At 57.4% G+C, this 18,981-nt stretch carries 20 protein-coding genes; 14 read left to right on the top strand and 6 right to left on the bottom strand.

Annotation, left to right across the window (positions count from 1 at the left end; genetic code table 11):
* From nuoI to nuoN, 8 genes are read left to right on the top strand one after another with little or no spacing between them, the layout of a single operon-like run.
* Entirely contained in the window at positions 1-495 is a 495-nt protein-coding gene (gene nuoI / locus ACSSVY_RS18415; protein ID WP_009818944.1) for an NADH-quinone oxidoreductase subunit NuoI, read from the top strand.
* Positions 492-905, top strand: coding sequence for a carboxymuconolactone decarboxylase family protein (locus ACSSVY_RS18420; protein ID WP_009818943.1), 414 nt, complete (start codon positions 492-494; stop codon positions 903-905). The genes nuoI and ACSSVY_RS18420 overlap by 4 nt, the downstream gene beginning before the upstream one ends.
* A complete protein-coding gene (locus ACSSVY_RS18425; RefSeq protein ID WP_454271177.1) occupies positions 902-1,510 on the top strand; it encodes an NADH-quinone oxidoreductase subunit J in 609 nt (202 codons plus the stop codon). Before ACSSVY_RS18420 ends, ACSSVY_RS18425 begins: the two co-directional genes overlap by 4 nt.
* Positions 1,510-1,644: a hypothetical protein gene (locus ACSSVY_RS18430; RefSeq protein ID WP_454271178.1), complete on the top strand. Its 135-nt coding sequence runs from the start codon at positions 1,510-1,512 to the stop codon at positions 1,642-1,644. Before ACSSVY_RS18425 ends, ACSSVY_RS18430 begins: the two co-directional genes overlap by 1 nt.
* 4 nt (positions 1,645-1,648) lie before the next feature.
* Complete coding sequence (gene nuoK / locus ACSSVY_RS18435) at positions 1,649-1,954, top strand: NADH-quinone oxidoreductase subunit NuoK (protein WP_009818941.1); 306 nt, start codon at positions 1,649-1,651, stop codon at positions 1,952-1,954.
* A gap of 4 nt (positions 1,955-1,958) precedes the next feature.
* Complete coding sequence (nuoL, locus tag ACSSVY_RS18440) at positions 1,959-4,064, top strand: NADH-quinone oxidoreductase subunit L (protein WP_454271180.1); 2,106 nt, start codon at positions 1,959-1,961, stop codon at positions 4,062-4,064.
* Positions 4,064-5,611, top strand: a complete 1,548-nt coding sequence (locus ACSSVY_RS18445) for an NADH-quinone oxidoreductase subunit M (protein WP_454271182.1) — start codon at positions 4,064-4,066, stop codon at positions 5,609-5,611. The genes nuoL and ACSSVY_RS18445 overlap by 1 nt, the downstream gene beginning before the upstream one ends.
* Before the next feature lie 17 nt (positions 5,612-5,628).
* Positions 5,629-7,062: an NADH-quinone oxidoreductase subunit NuoN gene (nuoN, locus tag ACSSVY_RS18450; RefSeq protein WP_454271184.1), complete on the top strand. Its 1,434-nt coding sequence runs from the start codon at positions 5,629-5,631 to the stop codon at positions 7,060-7,062.
* Positions 7,063-7,117: 55 nt separating this feature from the next.
* On the opposite strand, the gene ACSSVY_RS18455 is transcribed toward nuoN, so the two are convergent.
* Genes ACSSVY_RS18455 through ACSSVY_RS18465 form a run of 3 tightly spaced genes read right to left on the bottom strand, consistent with a single transcriptional unit; the run spans position 7,118 to position 9,722 of the window.
* A complete protein-coding gene (locus tag ACSSVY_RS18455; protein ID WP_454271186.1) occupies positions 7,118-7,630 on the bottom strand; it encodes a hypothetical protein in 513 nt (170 codons plus the stop codon).
* A 2-nt stretch (positions 7,631-7,632) separates the two neighbouring features.
* Complete coding sequence (locus tag ACSSVY_RS18460; protein ID WP_454271188.1) at positions 7,633-8,397, bottom strand: DsbA family protein; 765 nt, start codon at positions 8,395-8,397, stop codon at positions 7,633-7,635.
* Complete coding sequence (locus ACSSVY_RS18465; RefSeq protein WP_454271190.1) at positions 8,394-9,722, bottom strand: M48 family metalloprotease; 1,329 nt, start codon at positions 9,720-9,722, stop codon at positions 8,394-8,396. Before ACSSVY_RS18465 ends, ACSSVY_RS18460 begins: the two co-directional genes overlap by 4 nt.
* A gap of 63 nt (positions 9,723-9,785) precedes the next feature.
* Between ACSSVY_RS18465 and ACSSVY_RS18470 the strand changes: the two genes are divergently transcribed.
* The 5 genes from ACSSVY_RS18470 (at position 9,786) to fabZ (ending at position 14,766) form a co-directional block, all read left to right on the top strand.
* Positions 9,786-10,952 (top strand): pyridoxal phosphate-dependent aminotransferase, encoded by a 1,167-nt coding sequence (locus ACSSVY_RS18470; protein WP_454271192.1) that lies wholly within the window; start codon positions 9,786-9,788, stop codon positions 10,950-10,952.
* Positions 10,953-11,023: 71 nt separating this feature from the next.
* Positions 11,024-11,194: a hypothetical protein gene (locus ACSSVY_RS18475; protein ID WP_454271193.1), complete on the top strand. Its 171-nt coding sequence runs from the start codon at positions 11,024-11,026 to the stop codon at positions 11,192-11,194.
* 95 nt (positions 11,195-11,289) lie between these two features.
* Positions 11,290-13,626: an outer membrane protein assembly factor BamA gene (bamA, locus tag ACSSVY_RS18480; protein ID WP_454271195.1), complete on the top strand. Its 2,337-nt coding sequence runs from the start codon at positions 11,290-11,292 to the stop codon at positions 13,624-13,626.
* Positions 13,627-13,628: 2 nt separating this feature from the next.
* Positions 13,629-14,228 carry an OmpH family outer membrane protein gene (locus ACSSVY_RS18485; protein ID WP_454271197.1) on the top strand — a complete coding sequence of 200 codons (600 nt, stop codon included), beginning with the start codon at positions 13,629-13,631 and terminating at the stop codon, positions 14,226-14,228.
* Positions 14,229-14,301: 73 nt separating this feature from the next.
* Positions 14,302-14,766 carry a 3-hydroxyacyl-ACP dehydratase FabZ gene (gene fabZ / locus ACSSVY_RS18490; RefSeq protein ID WP_009818930.1) on the top strand — a complete coding sequence of 155 codons (465 nt, stop codon included), beginning with the start codon at positions 14,302-14,304 and terminating at the stop codon, positions 14,764-14,766.
* A 66-nt stretch (positions 14,767-14,832) separates the two neighbouring features.
* Here fabZ and ACSSVY_RS18495 read toward each other — a convergent pair whose 3' ends face one another.
* Positions 14,833-15,306 carry a DUF2059 domain-containing protein gene (locus ACSSVY_RS18495; RefSeq protein ID WP_454271199.1) on the bottom strand — a complete coding sequence of 158 codons (474 nt, stop codon included), beginning with the start codon at positions 15,304-15,306 and terminating at the stop codon, positions 14,833-14,835.
* A gap of 197 nt (positions 15,307-15,503) precedes the next feature.
* On the opposite strand from ACSSVY_RS18495, the gene ACSSVY_RS18500 reads away from it, so the two are divergent.
* Complete coding sequence (locus ACSSVY_RS18500) at positions 15,504-16,550, top strand: ABC transporter ATP-binding protein (RefSeq protein ID WP_454271201.1); 1,047 nt, start codon at positions 15,504-15,506, stop codon at positions 16,548-16,550.
* A 10-nt stretch (positions 16,551-16,560) separates the two neighbouring features.
* Here the strand turns inward: ACSSVY_RS18500 and ACSSVY_RS18505 are convergent, their stop codons facing one another.
* Both ACSSVY_RS18505 and secG read right to left on the bottom strand, forming a co-directional pair.
* The gene (locus ACSSVY_RS18505) at positions 16,561-18,204 is read right to left on the bottom strand and encodes a CTP synthase (RefSeq protein WP_454271202.1); all 1,644 of its coding nucleotides are present in this window, start codon (positions 18,202-18,204) and stop codon (positions 16,561-16,563) included.
* 168 nt (positions 18,205-18,372) lie between these two features.
* The gene (gene secG, locus ACSSVY_RS18510) at positions 18,373-18,735 is read right to left on the bottom strand and encodes a preprotein translocase subunit SecG (RefSeq protein WP_297776306.1); all 363 of its coding nucleotides are present in this window, start codon (positions 18,733-18,735) and stop codon (positions 18,373-18,375) included.
* Positions 18,736-18,981 lie beyond the last annotated feature (246 nt).

Below are 18,981 nucleotides of genomic sequence, written 5' to 3' on the forward strand. Positions count from 1 at the left end.
ATGACCAAGATAGATTACGGACGCGCGGCGGGGTATTTCCTGCTCTCCGATTTCATCAAGGGGTTCCGGCTCGGCTTGAAATACTTCTTTGCCCCCAAGGCCACGCTGAACTATCCGCATGAAAAGGGCCCGCTTTCAGTGCGGTTCCGGGGTGAGCATGCGCTGCGTCGTTATCCCAATGGCGAAGAGCGCTGCATCGCCTGCAAACTCTGCGAGGCAATCTGCCCGGCGCAGGCCATCACCATCGACGCGGAGCCGCGCGACGACGGCAGCCGCCGCACAACGCGCTATGACATCGACATGACGAAATGCATCTACTGCGGCTTCTGCCAAGAGGCCTGCCCCGTGGATGCTATTGTCGAGGGGCCAAATTTCGAGTTTGCCACCGAGACACGCGAAGAGCTGTTCTATGACAAGGCCAAACTGCTCGCGAATGGCGACCGCTGGGAGGCCGAGATTGCCCGCAACCTCGAGATGGATGCACCCTACAGATGAGCGATCCAACCAACCCCTTTGAGATGATGATGCGTCAGGCTCAGGAAATGGCCAAGGCGATGAACCCGGCACTTGAATCCTTTTCTCCCAAAGGGTTCGAGTCGTTATGGCCAACCATGCCCAAGGAATTCATGGAAATGAGCTTTGGCAAGGGGTTGAACAAGGAGGGGCTGGATGCCAAGACGCGCCTGCTGATCACATTGGCGGGCTTGACCATGCTGGGCGCGCAGAGCGACACCCAGATCCGCATGACCGTCCGCCACGCGCTCGAAGCGGGGGCCACCCAGGACGAGATCGCCGAGACCATTGCGCAGATGGCGATGTTTGCTGGCATCCCTTCGATGACCCGCGCGATGGATTTCGCCCGCGAGGTCATGGACGAGGCCGATAAGGAAGGAAAAGACAAATGACGTTTTCGGCCATGGCTTTTTATCTTTTTGCTGTGTCACTTCTTACCGGGGGGCTCTTTACCGTCATCAGCCGCAATCCGGTGCATTCGGTGCTCTGGCTGATCCTGTCCTTCATCAGTGCCGCTGGTCTCTTCGTGCTTCTTGGTGCCGAGTTTGTCGCGATGCTCTTGATCATCGTCTATGTGGGTGCGGTTGCGGTGTTGTTCCTCTTTGTCGTGATGATGCTCGACGTGGATTTTGCCGAATTGAAAGCAGAAATGGCGAAGTATATGCCGCTTGCCCTGCTGATCGGGGTGATCCTGCTCATGCAATTCGGACTGGTCTTTGGCAATTGGCAGATGGCGGATGGCGCGGAGGCCGCGCGCCGCTCTGTCACCCCGGACGGGGTCGAGAATACTGCGGCCTTGGGACTTCTGCTCTATGACACTTATTTCATTCTGTTCCAATTGGCGGGCCTGATCCTGTTGGTGGCAATGATCGGGGCGATCGTTCTAACGCTGCGGCACCGGACCGATGTCAAACGGCAGGATGTGCTGGCGCAGATGTACCGCGACCCTGCTAAAGCGATGGAATTGCGCGACGTGAAGCCGGGGCAGGGTCTTTAATGGCTGACATCGCGCATCAGGTATTATCAACCCTCGGTGTGGCGGGTTTGGCCGCACTTTGGGGACTAAAGGCGCTTTTGGGTTTTGCCACCCTGCGCGTCATGAAAAGAAGAAAATTGAGGGTCAGAGGGTGAAACGATGATCGGACTTGAACATTACCTGACGGTGGCAGCTGCGCTGTTCGTCATCGGTATATTTGGCCTCTTCCTGAACCGTAAGAATGTGATCATCCTCTTGATGTCCATCGAACTTATGTTGCTTTCAGTGAATATCAACCTTGTTGCCTTCTCGTCTTTTCTGGGCGATCTGGTCGGGCAGGTTTTCACCCTTTTCGTGCTGACCGTCGCAGCGGCAGAGGCTGCGATCGGCCTCGCGATTCTTGTCTGTTTCTTCCGTAATCGCGGCACCATTGCTGTCGAAGACGTCAATGTGATGAAAGGCTGAAGCCATGGAAACCATTCTCCTCTTCGCGCCTCTCGTCGGGGCGCTTCTCGCGGGTTTTGGCTGGCGGATCATCGGTGACAAGGGCGCGCAGTGGCTGACCACCGGCCTTTTGTTCCTCTCCTGTCTCCTAAGCTGGGTTGTGTTTCTTGGGCATGATGGTGTCCTGGAAAAGGTGCATCTCCTCGATTGGGTGCAATCTGGCACGCTGGATACGGCCTGGGCGATACGGATGGATCGCCTGACTGCGATTATGCTGATCGTGATAACGACCGTGTCGGCGCTCGTGCATCTCTATTCCATGGGCTACATGGCGCATGACGAGAATTTCCGGGAGAACGAGAGCTATCGCCCCCGCTTTTTCGCCTATCTGTCGTTCTTCACATTTGCGATGCTGATGCTGGTGACCTCGGACAATCTCTTGCAGATGTTCTTTGGTTGGGAGGGCGTGGGCGTTGCCTCTTACCTCCTGATCGGGTTCTACTATCGCAAGCCGTCTGCCAATGCCGCTGCGATCAAGGCGTTTGTGGTCAATCGGGTCGGCGACTTTGGCTTTGCGCTTGGCATCATGGCGCTCTACTTTCTGGTCGATAGCATCAAGCTTGATGATATTTTCGCGGCTGCGCCTCAGTTGGCCGAAACACAATTGACCTTTCTTTGGTCTGAATGGAACGCGGCCAATCTGATTGCAGTGCTTCTTTTCATAGGCGCCATGGGTAAATCGGCGCAGCTTTTCTTGCACACGTGGCTGCCCGATGCGATGGAAGGTCCGACACCTGTGTCCGCGCTCATTCATGCGGCCACCATGGTGACAGCAGGCGTGTTCCTTGTCTGCCGCATGTCGCCGTTGATGGAATATGCACCTGAGGCAAAGACCTTTATTGTCTTTCTCGGAGCCTCGACGGCGTTCTTTGCCGCCACAGTCGGGCTGGTCCAGAATGACATCAAACGCGTGATTGCCTATTCGACCTGTTCTCAGCTTGGGTACATGTTTGTGGCCGCTGGTGTGGGCGTCTATTCGGTGGCGATGTTCCACCTCTTCACACATGCGTTCTTCAAGGCGATGTTGTTTCTTGGAGCGGGTTCCGTGATCCACGGCATGCATCACGAACAGGACATGCGCAACTATGGCGGGTTGCGAAAGAAACTTCCCTATACCTTTTGGGCGATGATGATCGGCACACTGGCGATCACCGGCGTGGGCATCCCGCTCACCCATATCGGCTTTGCGGGTTTCCTCAGCAAAGACGCGGTGATCGAGAGCGCATGGGCGGGCACTCAAGGCGGCTATGCCTTTTGGATGCTGGTGATTGCGGCGCTCTTCACCTCGTTTTATAGCTGGCGCCTGATCTTTCTCACCTTCTTTGGCGAGGCGCGCGGCGACAAGCACACACATGAGCACGCGCACGAAAGCCCGATGGTCATGGTGGTCCCGCTCGGGGTACTGGCGCTTGGCGCGGTCTTTGCCGGTATGATCTGGTTCAACAGCTTCTTTGGGAGCCATGACGCCGTCAACAAGTTCTTTGGCATTGCCGCGCATCACGCAGAAGCGTCTGAGGGACATGGCGCAAATGTAACCGGCGAGGCAGCAGCCGGAACCGACCACGCCGAAGAAGTCGCGACCGAAGGCGACGCCCCTGTCGCAGCCCATGGTGAGGCTCCGCAAGGTGCCATTTTCATGCATCCCGACAATCACGTCATGGATGATGCGCACCATGCCCCCACCTGGGTCAAGGTCAGCCCGTTCTTTGCGATGCTGATCGGGTTTGTGATGGCATTCTGGTTCTACATCCTTGACCCCTCAATGCCGCGTAAAGTGGCAGATACACAGCGCCCGCTGTATCTCTTTCTGCTCAACAAGTGGTATTTCGACGAGATCTTCGACTTTCTCTTTGTCCGGCCTGCCAAGGCGCTCGGAAACCTCCTGTGGAAGCGCGGCGATGGGGACGTCATCGACGGGTCGATCAATGGTGTGGCGATGGGGCTCATTCCTTGGGTCACCCGCCTCGCTGGTCGGGCACAGTCCGGCTACATCTTTACCTATGCCTTTGCCATGGTGATCGGGATTGCGGTTCTGGTGACTTGGATGACGATCTTCGGGGGAGCCAACTGATGGACAACCTGCTTTCCATTGTGACCTTCATCCCGGCGGTCGCGGCGGCAATCCTCGCGGTTTTTCTTCGTGGTCAGGATGCAGCGGCACAGCGCAATGCCAAATGGGTGGCTCTGATCGCCACCACGCTGACCTTTATCGTGTCGCTGTTTATCCTCTTTCAGTTCGACCCCTCCGACACCGGGTTCCAGATGGTCGAAGAGCGGGAATGGCTCTTGGGCTTGCAATATAAGATGGGCGTTGACGGGATCAGTGTGCTTTTCGTTATGCTGACCACCTTCATCATGCCGCTGACCATTGCGGCGTCTTGGACTGTGACCAGCCGCGTCAAGGAGTATATGATCGCCTTCCTGTTATTGGAGACGCTCATGTTGGGCGTATTCATGGCGCTTGATCTCGTGCTCTTTTACCTCTTCTTCGAGGCAGGGCTTATTCCGATGTTCTTGATCATCGGGATTTGGGGCGGCAAGGAGCGTATCTACGCGTCGTTCAAATTCTTCCTCTACACCTTTCTTGGCTCCGTGCTGATGCTTGTGGCGATGGTCGCAATGTTCTCGGATGCAGGGACCACCGATATTGCGGACCTGCTCAAGCATGAGTTCGAGAGCGAGACGTTCTCGATCCTCGGTTTGACTGTGATCGGCGGAATGCAGACGCTGATGTTCCTCGCGTTCTTTGCCAGCTTTGCGGTCAAGATGCCAATGTGGCCGGTCCACACATGGCTGCCGGACGCCCACGTTCAGGCGCCCACGGCTGGCTCTGTTGTGCTGGCAGCGATCCTGTTGAAGATGGGCGGCTATGGCTTCTTGCGCTTTAGCCTGCCAATGTTTCCCGTTGGCACTGAGGTGCTGACGCCTTTGGTGCTCTGGATGTCAGCCATCGCCATTGTCTACACCTCGCTGGTGGCACTTGCCCAAGAAGACATGAAGAAACTGATCGCCTACTCCTCGGTCGCCCATATGGGTTACGTCACAATGGGCATATTTGCGGCCAATCAACAGGGCGTGGATGGTGCGATTTTCCAGATGATCAGCCACGGATTTATCTCGGGCGCGCTCTTTCTCTGCGTCGGCGTGATCTACGATCGGATGCATACCCGGGAGATTGATGCCTATGGCGGTCTCGTAAATCGGATGCCCGCCTATGCGCTGATCTTCATGTTCTTCACCATGGCCAATGTCGGCCTGCCGGGCACCTCTGGCTTTGTCGGGGAATTCCTGACGCTGGTCGGTGTGTTTCAGGTCAATACATGGGTAGCAGCGGTTGCGACATCGGGTGTGATCCTGTCGGCAGCCTACGCGCTCTGGCTCTATCGTCGGGTGGTCTTTGGTGATCTGATCAAGGAAAGTCTCCGCACCATCACAGATATGACCAAACGCGAGCGGGCGATTTTCGCGCCGCTGGTGGTGATGACGCTCTTGCTCGGGGTTTACCCCCGGCTTGTGACTGACATCACCGGCCCCTCGGTCGAGGCGCTGATTTCCAACGTTGAGACGGCACAGGCCGTGGCGCAAGCTGCGACACAACTTGCCGAAACCTCGCATTGAACCGGAGGCCCTGAGACATGCAGGCTGATCTATCCATAATCCTGCCCGAGATCGTGCTCTCGGCCTATGCGCTGCTGGCGCTCTTGGGTGTGGCCTATACCGGGCAGGACCGAATGGCGGGCATGCTGGTCTGGGTCACGGCGGGGCTGTTTGCGCTGCTGGCGATCTGGATCGGGGCATCGGGGACCGGCACGCGCACCGCCTTTGGCGGCATGTTCAACGACGACGGCTTTGCGCGTTTTGCCAAGATCACGATTCTCCTCTCAGCGGCGGCGGTGCTGGTGCTGGGACAGGATTACATGTCGCGGCGCGGTATCCTGCGGTTTGAATATCCGCTCCTTGTGGCCCTGGCCGTCGTCGGCATGATGGTCATGGTCAGCGCGGGCGATCTGATGGCGCTCTATATGGGGCTCGAGCTGCAATCGCTGTCGCTTTACGTCGTGGCCTCTTTGCGCCGGGACAGCGCAAAATCGACCGAGGCGGGGCTCAAGTATTTCGTATTGGGCGCGCTGTCGTCTGGCCTGTTGCTCTATGGGGCGTCGCTGATCTACGGCTTTGCGGGCACAACGCTTTTCTCCGGCATCATCGCAGCAGCCGAGGGGCAGGCTCCGATCGGACTTTTGATCGGTCTGGTCTTTGTTATCTCCGGTCTCGCGTTCAAAATTTCGGCGGTGCCCTTTCACATGTGGACGCCCGATGTCTATGAGGGCGCGCCAACTCCGATCACTGCGTTCTTTGCGACGGCCCCCAAAATGGCGGCAATGGGGCTTTTTGCTCGAGTCGTGCATGACGCCTTTGGTGGGGTGGTTGCGGATTGGCAGCAGGTGTTGGCGCTTCTGGCGCTGCTCTCGATGTTCCTTGGCGCATTTGCGGCCATCGGCCAGACCGATATCAAGCGTCTGATGGCGTATTCCTCTATCGCCCATATGGGCTATGCGCTGATGGGACTGGCAGCCGGCACGGTTTTTGGCGTGCAGGCGATGCTGATCTATATGGCAATCTATGTCACGATGAACGTGGGCACCTTTGCCTTTATCCTGTCTATGGAGCGGGATGGGCAACCGGTGACGGATATTCGCAGCCTTGCGATGTATTCGCGCGCCGAACCGGGGCGCGCGCTTGCCATGATGATCCTGTTGTTCAGCCTTGCCGGTGTGCCGCCGCTCTTGGGCTTTTTTGGCAAACTTTACGTGCTGCGCGCGGCCTATGAAGGTGGGCTTGCATGGCTGGCGATTGCCGGGGTTGTCGCGTCCGTGATCGGCGCGTTTTACTATCTGCGCATCGTCTTCTACATGTATTTCGGACAAGAGGGGACCGGCGTCGAGACCGGTCGTTCGGCAGTGCAATGGGCGTTTCTGATGGGTTCGGCAGCAGTGATGCTGCTTGGCATCGTCAACATGTTCGGAGTCGAGGCTATGGCACAGGCGGCAGCGGCGACACTGGTCAACTAAGCCTCAGTCCAATGCCAAAACAAACAGGCGCGCCGCAGTGGCGCGCCTTTGTCGTTCACGGTCGCAGATACTTCTCAAGAACGATTGCGGGCATGGCCCCACGCAACAACATGTCAGGCAACACATACGAGGGGGCCATGTCGAGGCCCAACTTTTCGGCCAGTGCCGCGTCCCGCACCATGTCAAATACGCTGACCCGCAGCGAAAGCGCTGCCGCGAGATGGCGTAACTCGGCTTCGGCGGCGGCACAGTCGGGGCAATCATCTTGCGTGAAGAACACTATTGCGGCGGTCTTGCCCTCTGCCCCAAAGCCGGGCAGACCGGGTGAAAACAGTTGTTTCGAGGCCCGGCCCAACAGTCCCAGATCACGCGCGGCATCCTCACCATACAGATCGGTTGCCACAATCTGTGGCAGCTCATGCAATGGATAGATCAGTGCTGGTGTCTCGACCAACACGGCGCGTATTGCCTCTCCAAGTGCCGTTCGCGATTGCTGCGGTATCTCTTGCGCAAAGACAGGTTGGGCTGTCCCAAGTAATAGGACAGCAACGAAGAGGGCAGGGCGCACGGCTATTGTGCGCGGATCTCGTTGGCGATCTCTTGCATGGCATCTTGAGGCAAGTACCCGCGTAGCATCTGATCGCCCATCACAAAGGACGGTGTGCCGGTGATCTGCATTCTCTGACCAAGCGCATGATTGGCCGCGATCACCTCAGAGACCGCCTTGCTGTTCATCTCCGCGATGATTCTAGAGGCATCTAGGCCAAGCGCATCCGCCAGACGGGTGAATCCGGTCTCATTCATGCTTCCGCTATAGCTCATCAGCGCGTCATGGACGGATTTATAGGCCTCATCCCCTGCAACCTGGCGTGTAGCGATGGCAAAGCGTGAGGCGAGCACGGATTCCTCACCCAGAATGGGGAATTCCTTGATGATGAAGCGGATATTACCATCGGCGGCCAAGAGGCCTTTGACGTCTTCGAACGCGCGGCGGCAATAGCTGCAGCGATAGTCCATGAATTCGACCAATGTCAGGTTGCCCTCAGGATTGCCCCCAACCCAAGAGTTCGGATCGTTGAAGAGGGCATCGGCATTGCTTCTGACCAGATCGCTATCGGCCTGCGCCTGGCCTTGGGCTTCGCGCTGTTCCAGCACGGCAACTGCTTCCATGATCACTTCGGGGTTCTCGAGCAAATAAGCTCGAATTTCCTCGCGCAAGACCGTGCGTTCGGCCTCGTTCAAACTTTCAAGATCGAGCGCGGAGGCCGGCTGTGTCAAAATCAAGCAAAGGCCAAAACTGGCGGCGGACAGAACAGAACGTAGCATCAAGGTCATTTTCTCCGTTTTTCTTCGGCTTCTGCCGCAAAAAGTACATCCTGTGCCCTTTGCCACGCGGCAGAACCACGGGGTAACAGGGAGGACGCGCGCGTCGCATGTATCTTAGCATCTTTCAATTGGCCTGCCATCGCATATCGCTCTGCGGTCAGGACCGAGGCCATACCGTTATTGCCTAACTTTGCATTGGCCTGTGCCAGATCGCGCAGGATTCGCGGGTCTCGACCATCGCGTCCCCTCGCGGTTTCCAGAAACTCTGCCGCCTTTTGCACCTGGCCATCAGCCAAGAGAGCCCGCCCATAAGATCCAAGGATCAGCGCATTCCGCGGGGCCAGATTGGCGGCGCGCGCATAGGCAGCGACGGCGGGCTTGATCTGTCTGCTTTCCATGAGAATCTGCCCGCGCAACTCGTGCAAATAAGGATCGGTCGGACGCCGTGCGATGGCCCCGTCTATCGCGGCCAAAGCCCGGCGCAGATCAGCCTGCCGATGATAGGCAATTGCCTGACGCATCAATTTGACGTCTTCATAGCCATATTCCCCCGCTCGCGTCAGCGTCCATTTCGGAGATCGTTGAAACGCCGAGAGCTTGCTTTTGGCCCGCGCAAACCAATAGGTTGCTTCAGGGTCGGGCGTTACGGTTTTTGACTGTGCGTCGGCCAATTGGCTGATCCGTCGAAACCGGTCCCGAGAGAGGGGATGGGTGCGCGCATAGGCATCCTGACGGCCTAGAGACAGGGCTTCTTGTCCCCGAAATAGCTCCATGACCTGCACTGCACCGCGCAGATCTATACCTGCGGCGGCCATAAACCGCATACCGCTGGCATCGGCCGCATTTTCCTCGGCCCGCGTGTGCGAAAAAAAGCTGCGCATCGCGGCACCCTGAAGCCCGGCTGCTGCCCCTGCAGCAAACTCGCCACTTCCGGCGGCTGCTCCTGCTGCGGCCGCCAAAGCTGTTCCAAGTGCCGCGGCGGTTCTGGCATTGCGGGCATTGATCGGGCGACGCATGAGGTGACCATTTGCAATATGGGCAGCCTCGTGCGCAATCACCGATTGCAGCATGGCCGGGGTCTCCATCCTCAAGAGCAGCCCTGAATGTATGAAAATACTGTCCGAATCGATCACAAAGGCATTCATGCTCGAATCGTCGATCACCAGAATATCCACCCGTGCGGGACTCAATCCTGCGGCTTGCAATACAGGCGTCGCAAGACTGCGCAAGGCCTGCTCAATATCGGGATCACGCAGCAACGTCACTGCCCGCGCCGGAACAGCCAGCGTCAGGGTCAGCAGTAATGAGAGCGCGGCAAGTCGGAGAAGCAGCATTGACCTTGGCGGCCTTTTCCAGTGAGACGGGTCGGCAAGTGCGCGCAGTTTAGGAGAAAACCCATGCGAAACTCAACCCGGTCGCAGGTCGATGCCTTCATCGTGATGGATGTGATGGAGGCCGCGCGCCGCGCCGAGGCAATGGGACGCCACATCATCCACATGGAGGTGGGGCAACCGGGTACTCCTGCTCCGCAAGGCGCACGTGATGCCCTTGTCGAAACAATGGCGCGCGAGTCTCTGGGATACACGGTGGCGCTCGGCCTGCCAGGCCTGCGCGCACGGATCGCGCGGCTCTATAAAGACTGGTACAATATCGACCTGAACCCAAACCGGGTCGTCATCACTCCCGGCTCCTCCGGGGCCTTCATTCTTGCCTTTACGGCCCTTTTCGATGTTGGCGACCGGGTCGGAATCGGTGCGCCGGGATATCCCAGCTATCGCCAGATTTTGCGGGCGTTGGATCTCGTGCCGGTGGATATAGAAACGGCGGCGGAAAACCGCTTGCAGCCAGCCCCAGGCGATCTCGCCGGACGCGAATTGCGCGGGCTTCTGGTGGCGAGTCCGGCGAATCCGTCCGGTACGATGCTGGACCGGGCAGCGCTTGGCGGGCTCATTGAGGCGTGTCACGCGCAGGGGGCATCCTTCATCAGCGACGAAATTTATCACGGCATCGAGTATGAGCAACGCGCCGTCAGCGCGCTTGAGATCACAGACGAATGCTATGTGATCAACTCCTTCTCCAAGTATTTTTCCATGACCGGCTGGCGCATCGGCTGGATGGTGGTGCCCGAAGATGACGTACGCGTGGTCGAACGTCTGGCACAGAATCTCTTTATCTGTCCGCCTCACGCAAGTCAGATCGCCGCCCTCGCAGCGATGGATTGTACGTCGGAACTTGAGGCCAATATGGCGATTTACCGGCGTAACCGTACCCTGATGCTGGATGGGCTGCCCAAAGCTGGGTTTGACCGTATCGCGCCGCCTGACGGGGCCTTTTATGTTTATGCCGATGTCAGCCATCTCACTGACGACAGCCGCGCCTTTGCTGCCGAAATTCTGGACAAGGCCGGGGTTGCAGTGACACCGGGGTTGGATTTCGACCCAGTCCGCGGTGCTGGAACGCTGCGGTTTTCCTATGCTCGCGCCACGGCGGACATCGAAGAAGGGCTGTCCCGGCTCCAGCGCTTTATGGACCAACGCAACGTCGGCAGGAGGCAGGGCGACTGACTAGGCAATAGGCGCTGAAGCCCGTTCGCCAAAATTTCGCCACAGTCCTGTCCTGAATTCGCCAGATCGGAATGGCACTCTTTTTGGTGGCGGCAACTTTGTCAAAGGGGTGCGAAATGCAACAGCTCAAAGATGGATATCAAAGCGCTAGCGTGTTGCTTCAGGTGAATGCCGATCTGTTGCTTTATCTGGTGACTCTTGGGTTGGCTCTTTTTGCCGGTGGATTTATTGGCGCACTCTGATCCATGCGACCTGTTTCACGGCCACTCGCGTTTTGACAAGGCCAGACAGACGGGTTACTGACATCCTTAATGAGATGTCTGACTGGGTTTGAGCAATGAATGATCGCGACATGAATCGGCAGCATAGCCGCAACTTTTTTTTCGCGTTGAGAACCGTTAAAGCCGCTCTCGTCTCAGTGATCATTGCCACATTCCTGTTCGGAACGGGCCAACGAGCCGAGGCGCAGTCCTATCGCTTCTCGTCAGTGTCCATTGAGGGCAACCAACGGATCGAAGCAGGAACGATTCTATCCTACGCAGGCATCGCGCGGAACGAGACCGTTTCGGCTGGTCAATTGAACGACGCCTATCAGAAAATCTTGACCTCGGGGCTTTTTGAAGAAGTTGAGCTTGTCCCGCAGGGCAATAATCTTCTGATCCGCGTCACCGAATTTCCAACCATCAATCGCATCGCCTTTGAGGGCAACGACAAGATCAAGGACGACGATCTTGCTGGATTCATCCAGAGCAAATCGCGTCAAGTCTTTAGCCCGACGCAGGCCGAGCGTGACGCGGGAATCATTTCAGAAGCCTATAGCCAGAACGGTCGCATTGCAGCCCGTGTGACGCCGAAGGTGATCCGGCGGAGCGATAACCGCGTTGATCTGGTGTTCGAGATTTTTGAGGGCCGCAAGATTGAGGTGCAGCGTATTGGCTTTGTCGGCAATCGCGCCTTTTCCGACACCCGTCTCCGGCGCGTGGTCGAAAGCAAGCAAACCGGCCTCCTGCGCGCCCTGATCGAACGCGACACCTTTGTCGAAGATCGGGTGAACTTTGATCGTCAGGTGCTGACCGATTTCTATAACTCGCGCGGCTACGTGGATTTCCGCGTCACGGGGACCAATGCCGAATTGGCCCGCGAGCGGGACGCTTACTTTGTCACGTTCAATGTTCAGGAAGGCCAGCAGTTCAAATTCGGCCAGATCACAACCGTGAGCGAGATAAACGGGGTTGAGGCCGAGACCTATCACGACACACTCAAGATCAAACCGGGAGTGGTTTACTCCCCGACCCTGGTCGAGAATTCGATCGCTCGCATGGAACGTCTGGCCATCAAGAACGGCGTTGATTTTCTGCGAGTCGAGCCGCGCATCACCCGAAATGACCGCGACTTGACGCTGAATGTGGAATTCGCGCTTCAACGCGGTCCGCGCATCTTTGTTGAGCGGATCGACATCGAAGGTAACACGACGACGCTCGACCGCGTGATCCGACGCCAGTTTGATCAAGCCGAGGGTGATCCGTTCAATCCCCGCTCGATCCAGCAAGCGGCAACTCGTATCCGGGCCTTGGGTTATTTCAAGGAGGTGGACGTGAATGCGCGCGAGGGGTCGCGTCCGGACCAAGTTGTCATCGAGACCGACGTGGAAGAACAAACCACAGGAACGGTGTCCGTCGGTGCCAGCTTTTCCACCAACTCGGGCCTTGGCATTTCTCTTGGCTTTTCGGAGCGCAACTTCATCGGGCGCGGTCAACGGTTAACCGCGCAGATTTTGGCCACCGCCGACTCGATCAACTACAATCTAGGCTTCGTTGAGCCAGCCTTTCTTGGGCGTGATGTGGCCTTGGGTCTTGATTTCTCATTTCAGGAAACTGAGAGCGACAACAGCCTGTTTGACACTGCAATCGGGACATTCCGCCCCAGCCTGACCTTTCCGACAGGCGAGAATACCCGGCTTGGCATCTACTACAATGCCAGCTACGAGGACATGTCTGACTATCAGGGCACGTCTGGGATTCTGCTGGACGAGATCAACCAAGGTGCGCTCTGGACCAGTGCTGTGGGTTACAATTTCAATTATGACACTCGAGAGTCAGGGCTCAATCCCAATGCGGGGGTTCTCTTGTCGTTTGGCCAGGAGTTTGCCGGTCTTGGCGGTGACAACGACTATATCAAGACCACGGCGCGTCTGGTCGGCCAAACGACTGTCATGAATGAGGATGTGACCCTGAGGGCTATCCTTGAGGGCGGTGCGATCGAGTTTTCCGGAGGCCAAAGCAGCCGTTTTCTCAATCGCTTTGGTTCACAGGTTATTCGCGGCTTTGAGCCGAATGGCATGGGTCCGATTGAAGACGACGAACTGTTGGGCGGTGATTATTTCGCTGCACTCAAATTTGAAGCGGAGTTTCCCCTTGGCCTGCCCGACGAATATGGCATCACTGGCGGGGCGTTCTACGACATCGGCTCGATCTGGGGTATTGGTAACCGGGGGTCTGTTGCTCCGGGCAACACGCTGTCCTCGACTGGGTTCAAAGCGCGGCATGTGGTTGGTTTCTCGATATTCTGGTCTTCACCCTTTGGGCCGATCCGCATGAACTTCTCCAACGCGCTCAAGAAAGAACCGGGCGATATCGAGCAACAGTTCGATTTGACGGTTCGAACGGAATTCTGAACATGCGAACGGCCCTTGCTCTGGCTGGGCTGATCTTGGCGCTGTCTCTTGGCACCCATGAGGCGGCGCGAGCGCAACAGATGGGCGTCATTCAGAGCGATGTTCTGGTGATCGACCCCGAGCGCATGTTGATCGAATCCGATTTTGGTCAACGGCTTCAAGTTGAGATCCAGACAGAGCGGGACCGGCTTATTGCGCATAATGACCGGATTGCCAAGGAGTTGGAAGCCGAAGAAAAAAGCCTGACAAGCCTGCGGGCGACAACTCCATCGAATGAATTTCGTGCTCTGGCGGATGCCTTTGATCAAAAAGTGGAAGAGTTGCGGCTTGAAAGCGAACGCATGTCCCGCGACCTGGAACGCCGCCGGGATTTGGTGCCGGTGCAGTTCATGCGCGTCGTGCAGCCCGTCCTGGAGGATCTGCTGCGTGAGGCGGGCGCAATGGTGATGATAGATGCGCGCGCTGTGATGCTGCACGCGGGGGCCGCGGATGTAACGGATCTTGCCGTGGTTCGCATAAATGAGCGCATAGGGCGTGGACCTCAGGCCCCGGAAGTATCCGATAAAGATCCGGACCCTGCTCCGGAAGCCCCGGTCGAATAGACAGGTTTGAGATATTGCTCCTTTGTCGTCCGCTTGCTAGGGACGAGCAAGGTGTTATGCGAAAGGACAGCCCATGACAGAGCCTCTCAAATCTGCGGACATCCATCTGATCCAGCGGCTGATTCCGCATCGCTATCCGTTCCTTTTGGTCGACAAGGTGGTCGATATCGATGGTTATCAGTCGGCGCGCGGCATCAAGAATGTGACGATGAACGAGCCGCATTTTCAAGGACATTTTCCGGGCAAGCCGATCATGCCTGGCGTCACCATCATCGAGGCGATGGCGCAGACGGCCGCCGTGATGGTTGGCACCGCTCTGAACATGCAAGACCGAAACATGCTGGTCTATTTCATGGCGATAGACAGCGCCAAGTTTCGCCGCATGGTGGTGCCGGGGGATGTGCTTGAAATGAAACTGCGCACGACGCGTGGAAAGCCCGGCGGCAAGGTCTGGAAATTCTCGGGTGTTGCCGAAGTTGAGGGCGAGTTGGCCGCTGAGGCCGAATTCACCGCCATGATGGATTTGCCGAAAGAGTAACTGCGGCGGTGAGTGGTCCAAGTTGCAACTCGCGCGCCGTCACTGAGTGGCGGCGCGACGCTCTTTTCACTCGGGAACGGTGATTGCCTCGATCTTTGGCATCATGTCTGGCATCGCCTTTTGCAAGACAGCAGAAATCATCGGTTGCTGAATCTGCGCCAGTTGCGGCATTTTGCGCATCACGGCGCCGCCATGCTCTGACGTGTAGAAGTCGCGCAATGCGGTCAACTCTTCCAGCGTCATGATATCAGCCATGATTTCATCCTGCTGGAGCATGACATCGGTCAGAGGTTCGGTTAACTCTGAAGAGAAAAGCTGGCCAATTTGCTCGATCTGTTCTGGTGTCATCGCCTGACGGGTTGCCGCCATTTGTTGAATCATGGGCTGCCAAAGTTGTTTGATGAACTCTTGGATATCGGTATCCGTCATGGTCGCTTGCACATACTCTTTGGCAACTGCAACCCGCGCCTCGCGATCACTGTCTGCATAGGCAGGAAATGCAAGACAAAAGGTCAACAAGGCACCACTCAAAATCCGCATGGGACAAACTCCAATCCTATAAATGCGCCGCCACACAAACACCTCTTCCCCTACCTGTCAACGGGCCGCAGGGCATATGGGTTGCATGGTGTCGCAGGGGTTGATATTTCCAGCGAATAAAACCCGATAGATTTGATCGGAAAGAACTAGAGGCTCCGGTGCAGACCCCAATTCCCCGGCTTGAAGTCAAGAATCTGATGCGTCGGTATGACGGACGCCTCGTCGTCAATGACGTCTCACTACGGGTGATGCCGGGGCATGTGACCTGCCTGCTTGGGCCTTCAGGTTGTGGAAAATCGACGACGCTGCGTATGATCGCTGGGGTCGAAATGCAAGATGCTGGTGAGATCTGGGTCGATGGTAACCTTGTGTGCAACACCGTGTTTCGCATTCCGCCAGAGCGGCGGCACATTGGCTTGATGTTTCAGGACTTTGCCCTCTTTCCGCATCTCAGCGTGGCGCAGAACGTGGGATTTGGTCTTAGTGGTGACAAATCTGCCAAAGCGGTTCGAATTGGAGAATTGCTCGAGCGGGTGGGATTGCAGCGGCATCTCAACGCCTATCCGCATGAACTGTCGGGGGGCGAGCAGCAGCGCGTCGCCTTGGCCCGCGCGCTTGCGCCCCGTCCCGGCATCATGCTCATGGACGAGCCTTTTTCTGGCCTCGACAACCGCTTGCGTGATGGTATTCGCGACGAGACGCTGGAGATTCTGCGTGAACAGGACACGGCAGTGTTGCTGGTCACGCACGAGCCCGAAGAGGCCATGCGCATGGCCGACGAGATCGCGCTCATGCGTGACGGGCGGATCGTGCAACAGGGGGCACCCTATAATGTCTACAATGCTCCGGTGGACCGCAGTGCCATGGCGTTTTTCTCTGAGGTCAACGTGATCCGGGGCAGGGTGCGTGGCTCATTGGTGGATACGCCCTTTGGCCAGTTTCTCTCGCCCGGCGCCTATGAGGGCAGCGAGGTAGAGATCGTGATCCGACCACAGCATATCAAGATCGACTTTGACCGGCACGGGCGCGGCCCAAATCCCACCTCGCAGGACGGCACGCCCGCGCGCGGTGTGGTCGAGCGCGCGCGCTTCATGGGCTCCGAGAGTCTGGTCGAGTTTCGGATGGATCACGACGGCTCTTTGCTCAAGGCAACAGTGCCCAATGTGTTCCTGCCGAAACCGGGCAAGGCGCTATGGCTGATGATCCGCAGAGATCGCTGTTTCTTATTTCCCGTCAAGCGTTGAGGCGCTCGTCTCAGACCAATCGCGACGTCGCTATAGCCGCGCGCACGAAATCAGCAAACAGAGGGTGCGGCGCAAAGGGTTTGGATTTCAGTTCCGGGTGATATTGCACCCCGATGAACCATGGGTGATCCGACCATTCCACGATCTCTGGCAGGCGACCATCAGGCGACATTCCAGAGAATGTCAGGCCACATCCTTCGAGCTTTTCGCGATATTTCGTGTCCACCTCATAGCGGTGGCGGTGCCGTTCGTCGATCGTCGTCGTGCCGTAGATCTGTGCCACGCGGCTACCGTCCTTGAGCACGGCGTCATAGGCCCCAAGACGCATGGTGCCGCCCTTGTCGTCACTGACCTTGCGTTGCACCTTTTCGTTGCCCTGCACCCATTCCTTGAGGTGATAAACAACGGGCTCAAAGCGCCGCTTGCCCGCCTCGTGGTCGAATTCCTCTGATCCGGCGTCCTTGAGGCCAGCCACATTGCGCGCGGCCTCAATCACCGCCATTTGCATGCCAAGACAGATGCCCAAATAGGGGATCTTGCGAGTGCGGGCGAATTCGGCAGCTTTGATCTTGCCTTCGGTGCCACGCTCACCAAAGCCGCCGGGCACCAGAATGGCGTGAAAACCCTCAAGGTGAGCGGCGGGGTCTTCACGCTCGAAAATCTCGGCATCGACCCATTCCACGTTGACCTTGACCCGGTTGGCCATGCCGCCGTGAATGAGCGCCTCCTTGATCGACTTGTAGGCGTCTTCCAATTGCACGTATTTGCCGACAATAGCGATATTTACCGCCCCGTCGGTATTCTGGATGCGGTCCACCACATCCAGCCACACCGTCAGGTCTGGTTTGGGCGCAGGGCTGATCTGAAACACGTCAAGCACCGCTTGATCCAGCCCTTCACGGTGATAGGCCAGCGGTGCCTCATAGATCGACTTGAGATCATAGGCCGCGACCACATGCTCTTTGCGGACATTGCAAAAGAGTGCGATCTTTTCGCGTTCCTTGTCCGGGATCGGCTGCTCCGAACGGCACACGAGAATGTCGGGTGCGATGCCGATACTCTGCAATTCCTTGACGCTGTGTTGCGTCGGTTTCGTCTTCAACTCGCCACTTGCCGCCAGATAGGGCAGGAGGGTGAGATGCATGAATATACACTGTCCGCGCGGTCGGTCATGGCTGAACTGCCGGATTGCCTCAAAGAACGGCAGACCCTCGATATCGCCGACGGTGCCGCCGATTTCGCAGAGCATGAAATCGACCTCATCCTCGCCAATGCTCAGGAATTCCTTGATTTCATTGGTGACATGCGGGACGACCTGTATCGTCTTGCCGAGATAATCGCCGCGCCGTTCTTTCTCCAGCACGTTCGAATAGATCCGGCCAGAGCTGACAGAGTCGCTGATCCGTGCCGGAACGCCGGTGAAGCGCTCATAGTGGCCAAGGTCGAGATCGGTCTCTGCGCCATCATCGGTCACGAATACCTCGCCATGTTCAAACGGACTCATCGTGCCGGGATCAACATTGAGATAGGGGTCAAGTTTGCGCAATCGCACCGAGAACCCACGCGCCTGCAACAACGCCCCAAGAGCGGCCGAAGCCAGTCCCTTGCCAAGCGAAGACACAACGCCGCCCGTAATGAAAATATATCGTGCCATGCGCTGAGGCTCCCGTGTTTCTACGTGTTTGATGGTCGGTCAAAAACCCAGAGATGGCCTCAAAAGACCGCTCTGCCACGGGATTTAACCCTTACAGGATTCGCGAGGTTTGCGCAAGCCAACCGCTAGATGCTGTTGCGTGGCAATCTCCGCCCTCAAAGATTTGTGTCAGTCGGCAGTGGGCGTCAGCGGAGCCGTATCGCCGGATGGCGGCGGCAGGAGGCTGTCTGCATCCGGAAGTGCAGGCGCAGACTGTTCTGTGGTGGGCGGGGAATCAGTCAACCGATCCAGCACCGAAACCCCAGCCGCGTTCTGTGCCGCAATGATGGTAAGTGTAATTGATGTCACAATAAAGGATGCGGCGAGAATCCATGTCATCTTGCCCAGAGCCGTGGCCGCGGCGCGCCCGGTCATGGCACCACCGCCACCGCCACCCATCCCAAGCCCGCCGCCTTCGGAGCGTTGCAGCAGTACCACGCCAATCAGGGCGAGCGCCAAAAGAAGGTGGATGGTGAGGACGACATTTTCCATGGATCACGGGGCCTACGCTTATGTCTCGATCTGCCGCTATCTATGCAATTCTGAGCCTGCCCGCAACCCGGCAATCGGCGCAGGTGCGTCTTATCATCATCATCGGCCATTTTGATGGATCACTCAGCCGATGGATCACTCTCTCGTTCAGCCTGACGTGCCGCAGATGTCTACATCCGTTCACACCTTTGGACGAATTAGATGTTTCACCCGACGCGTCCCCCCGCTATACCAACGCGCGGTTTG

It is taken from the genome of Roseovarius sp. MBR-51 (assembly GCF_053628575.1).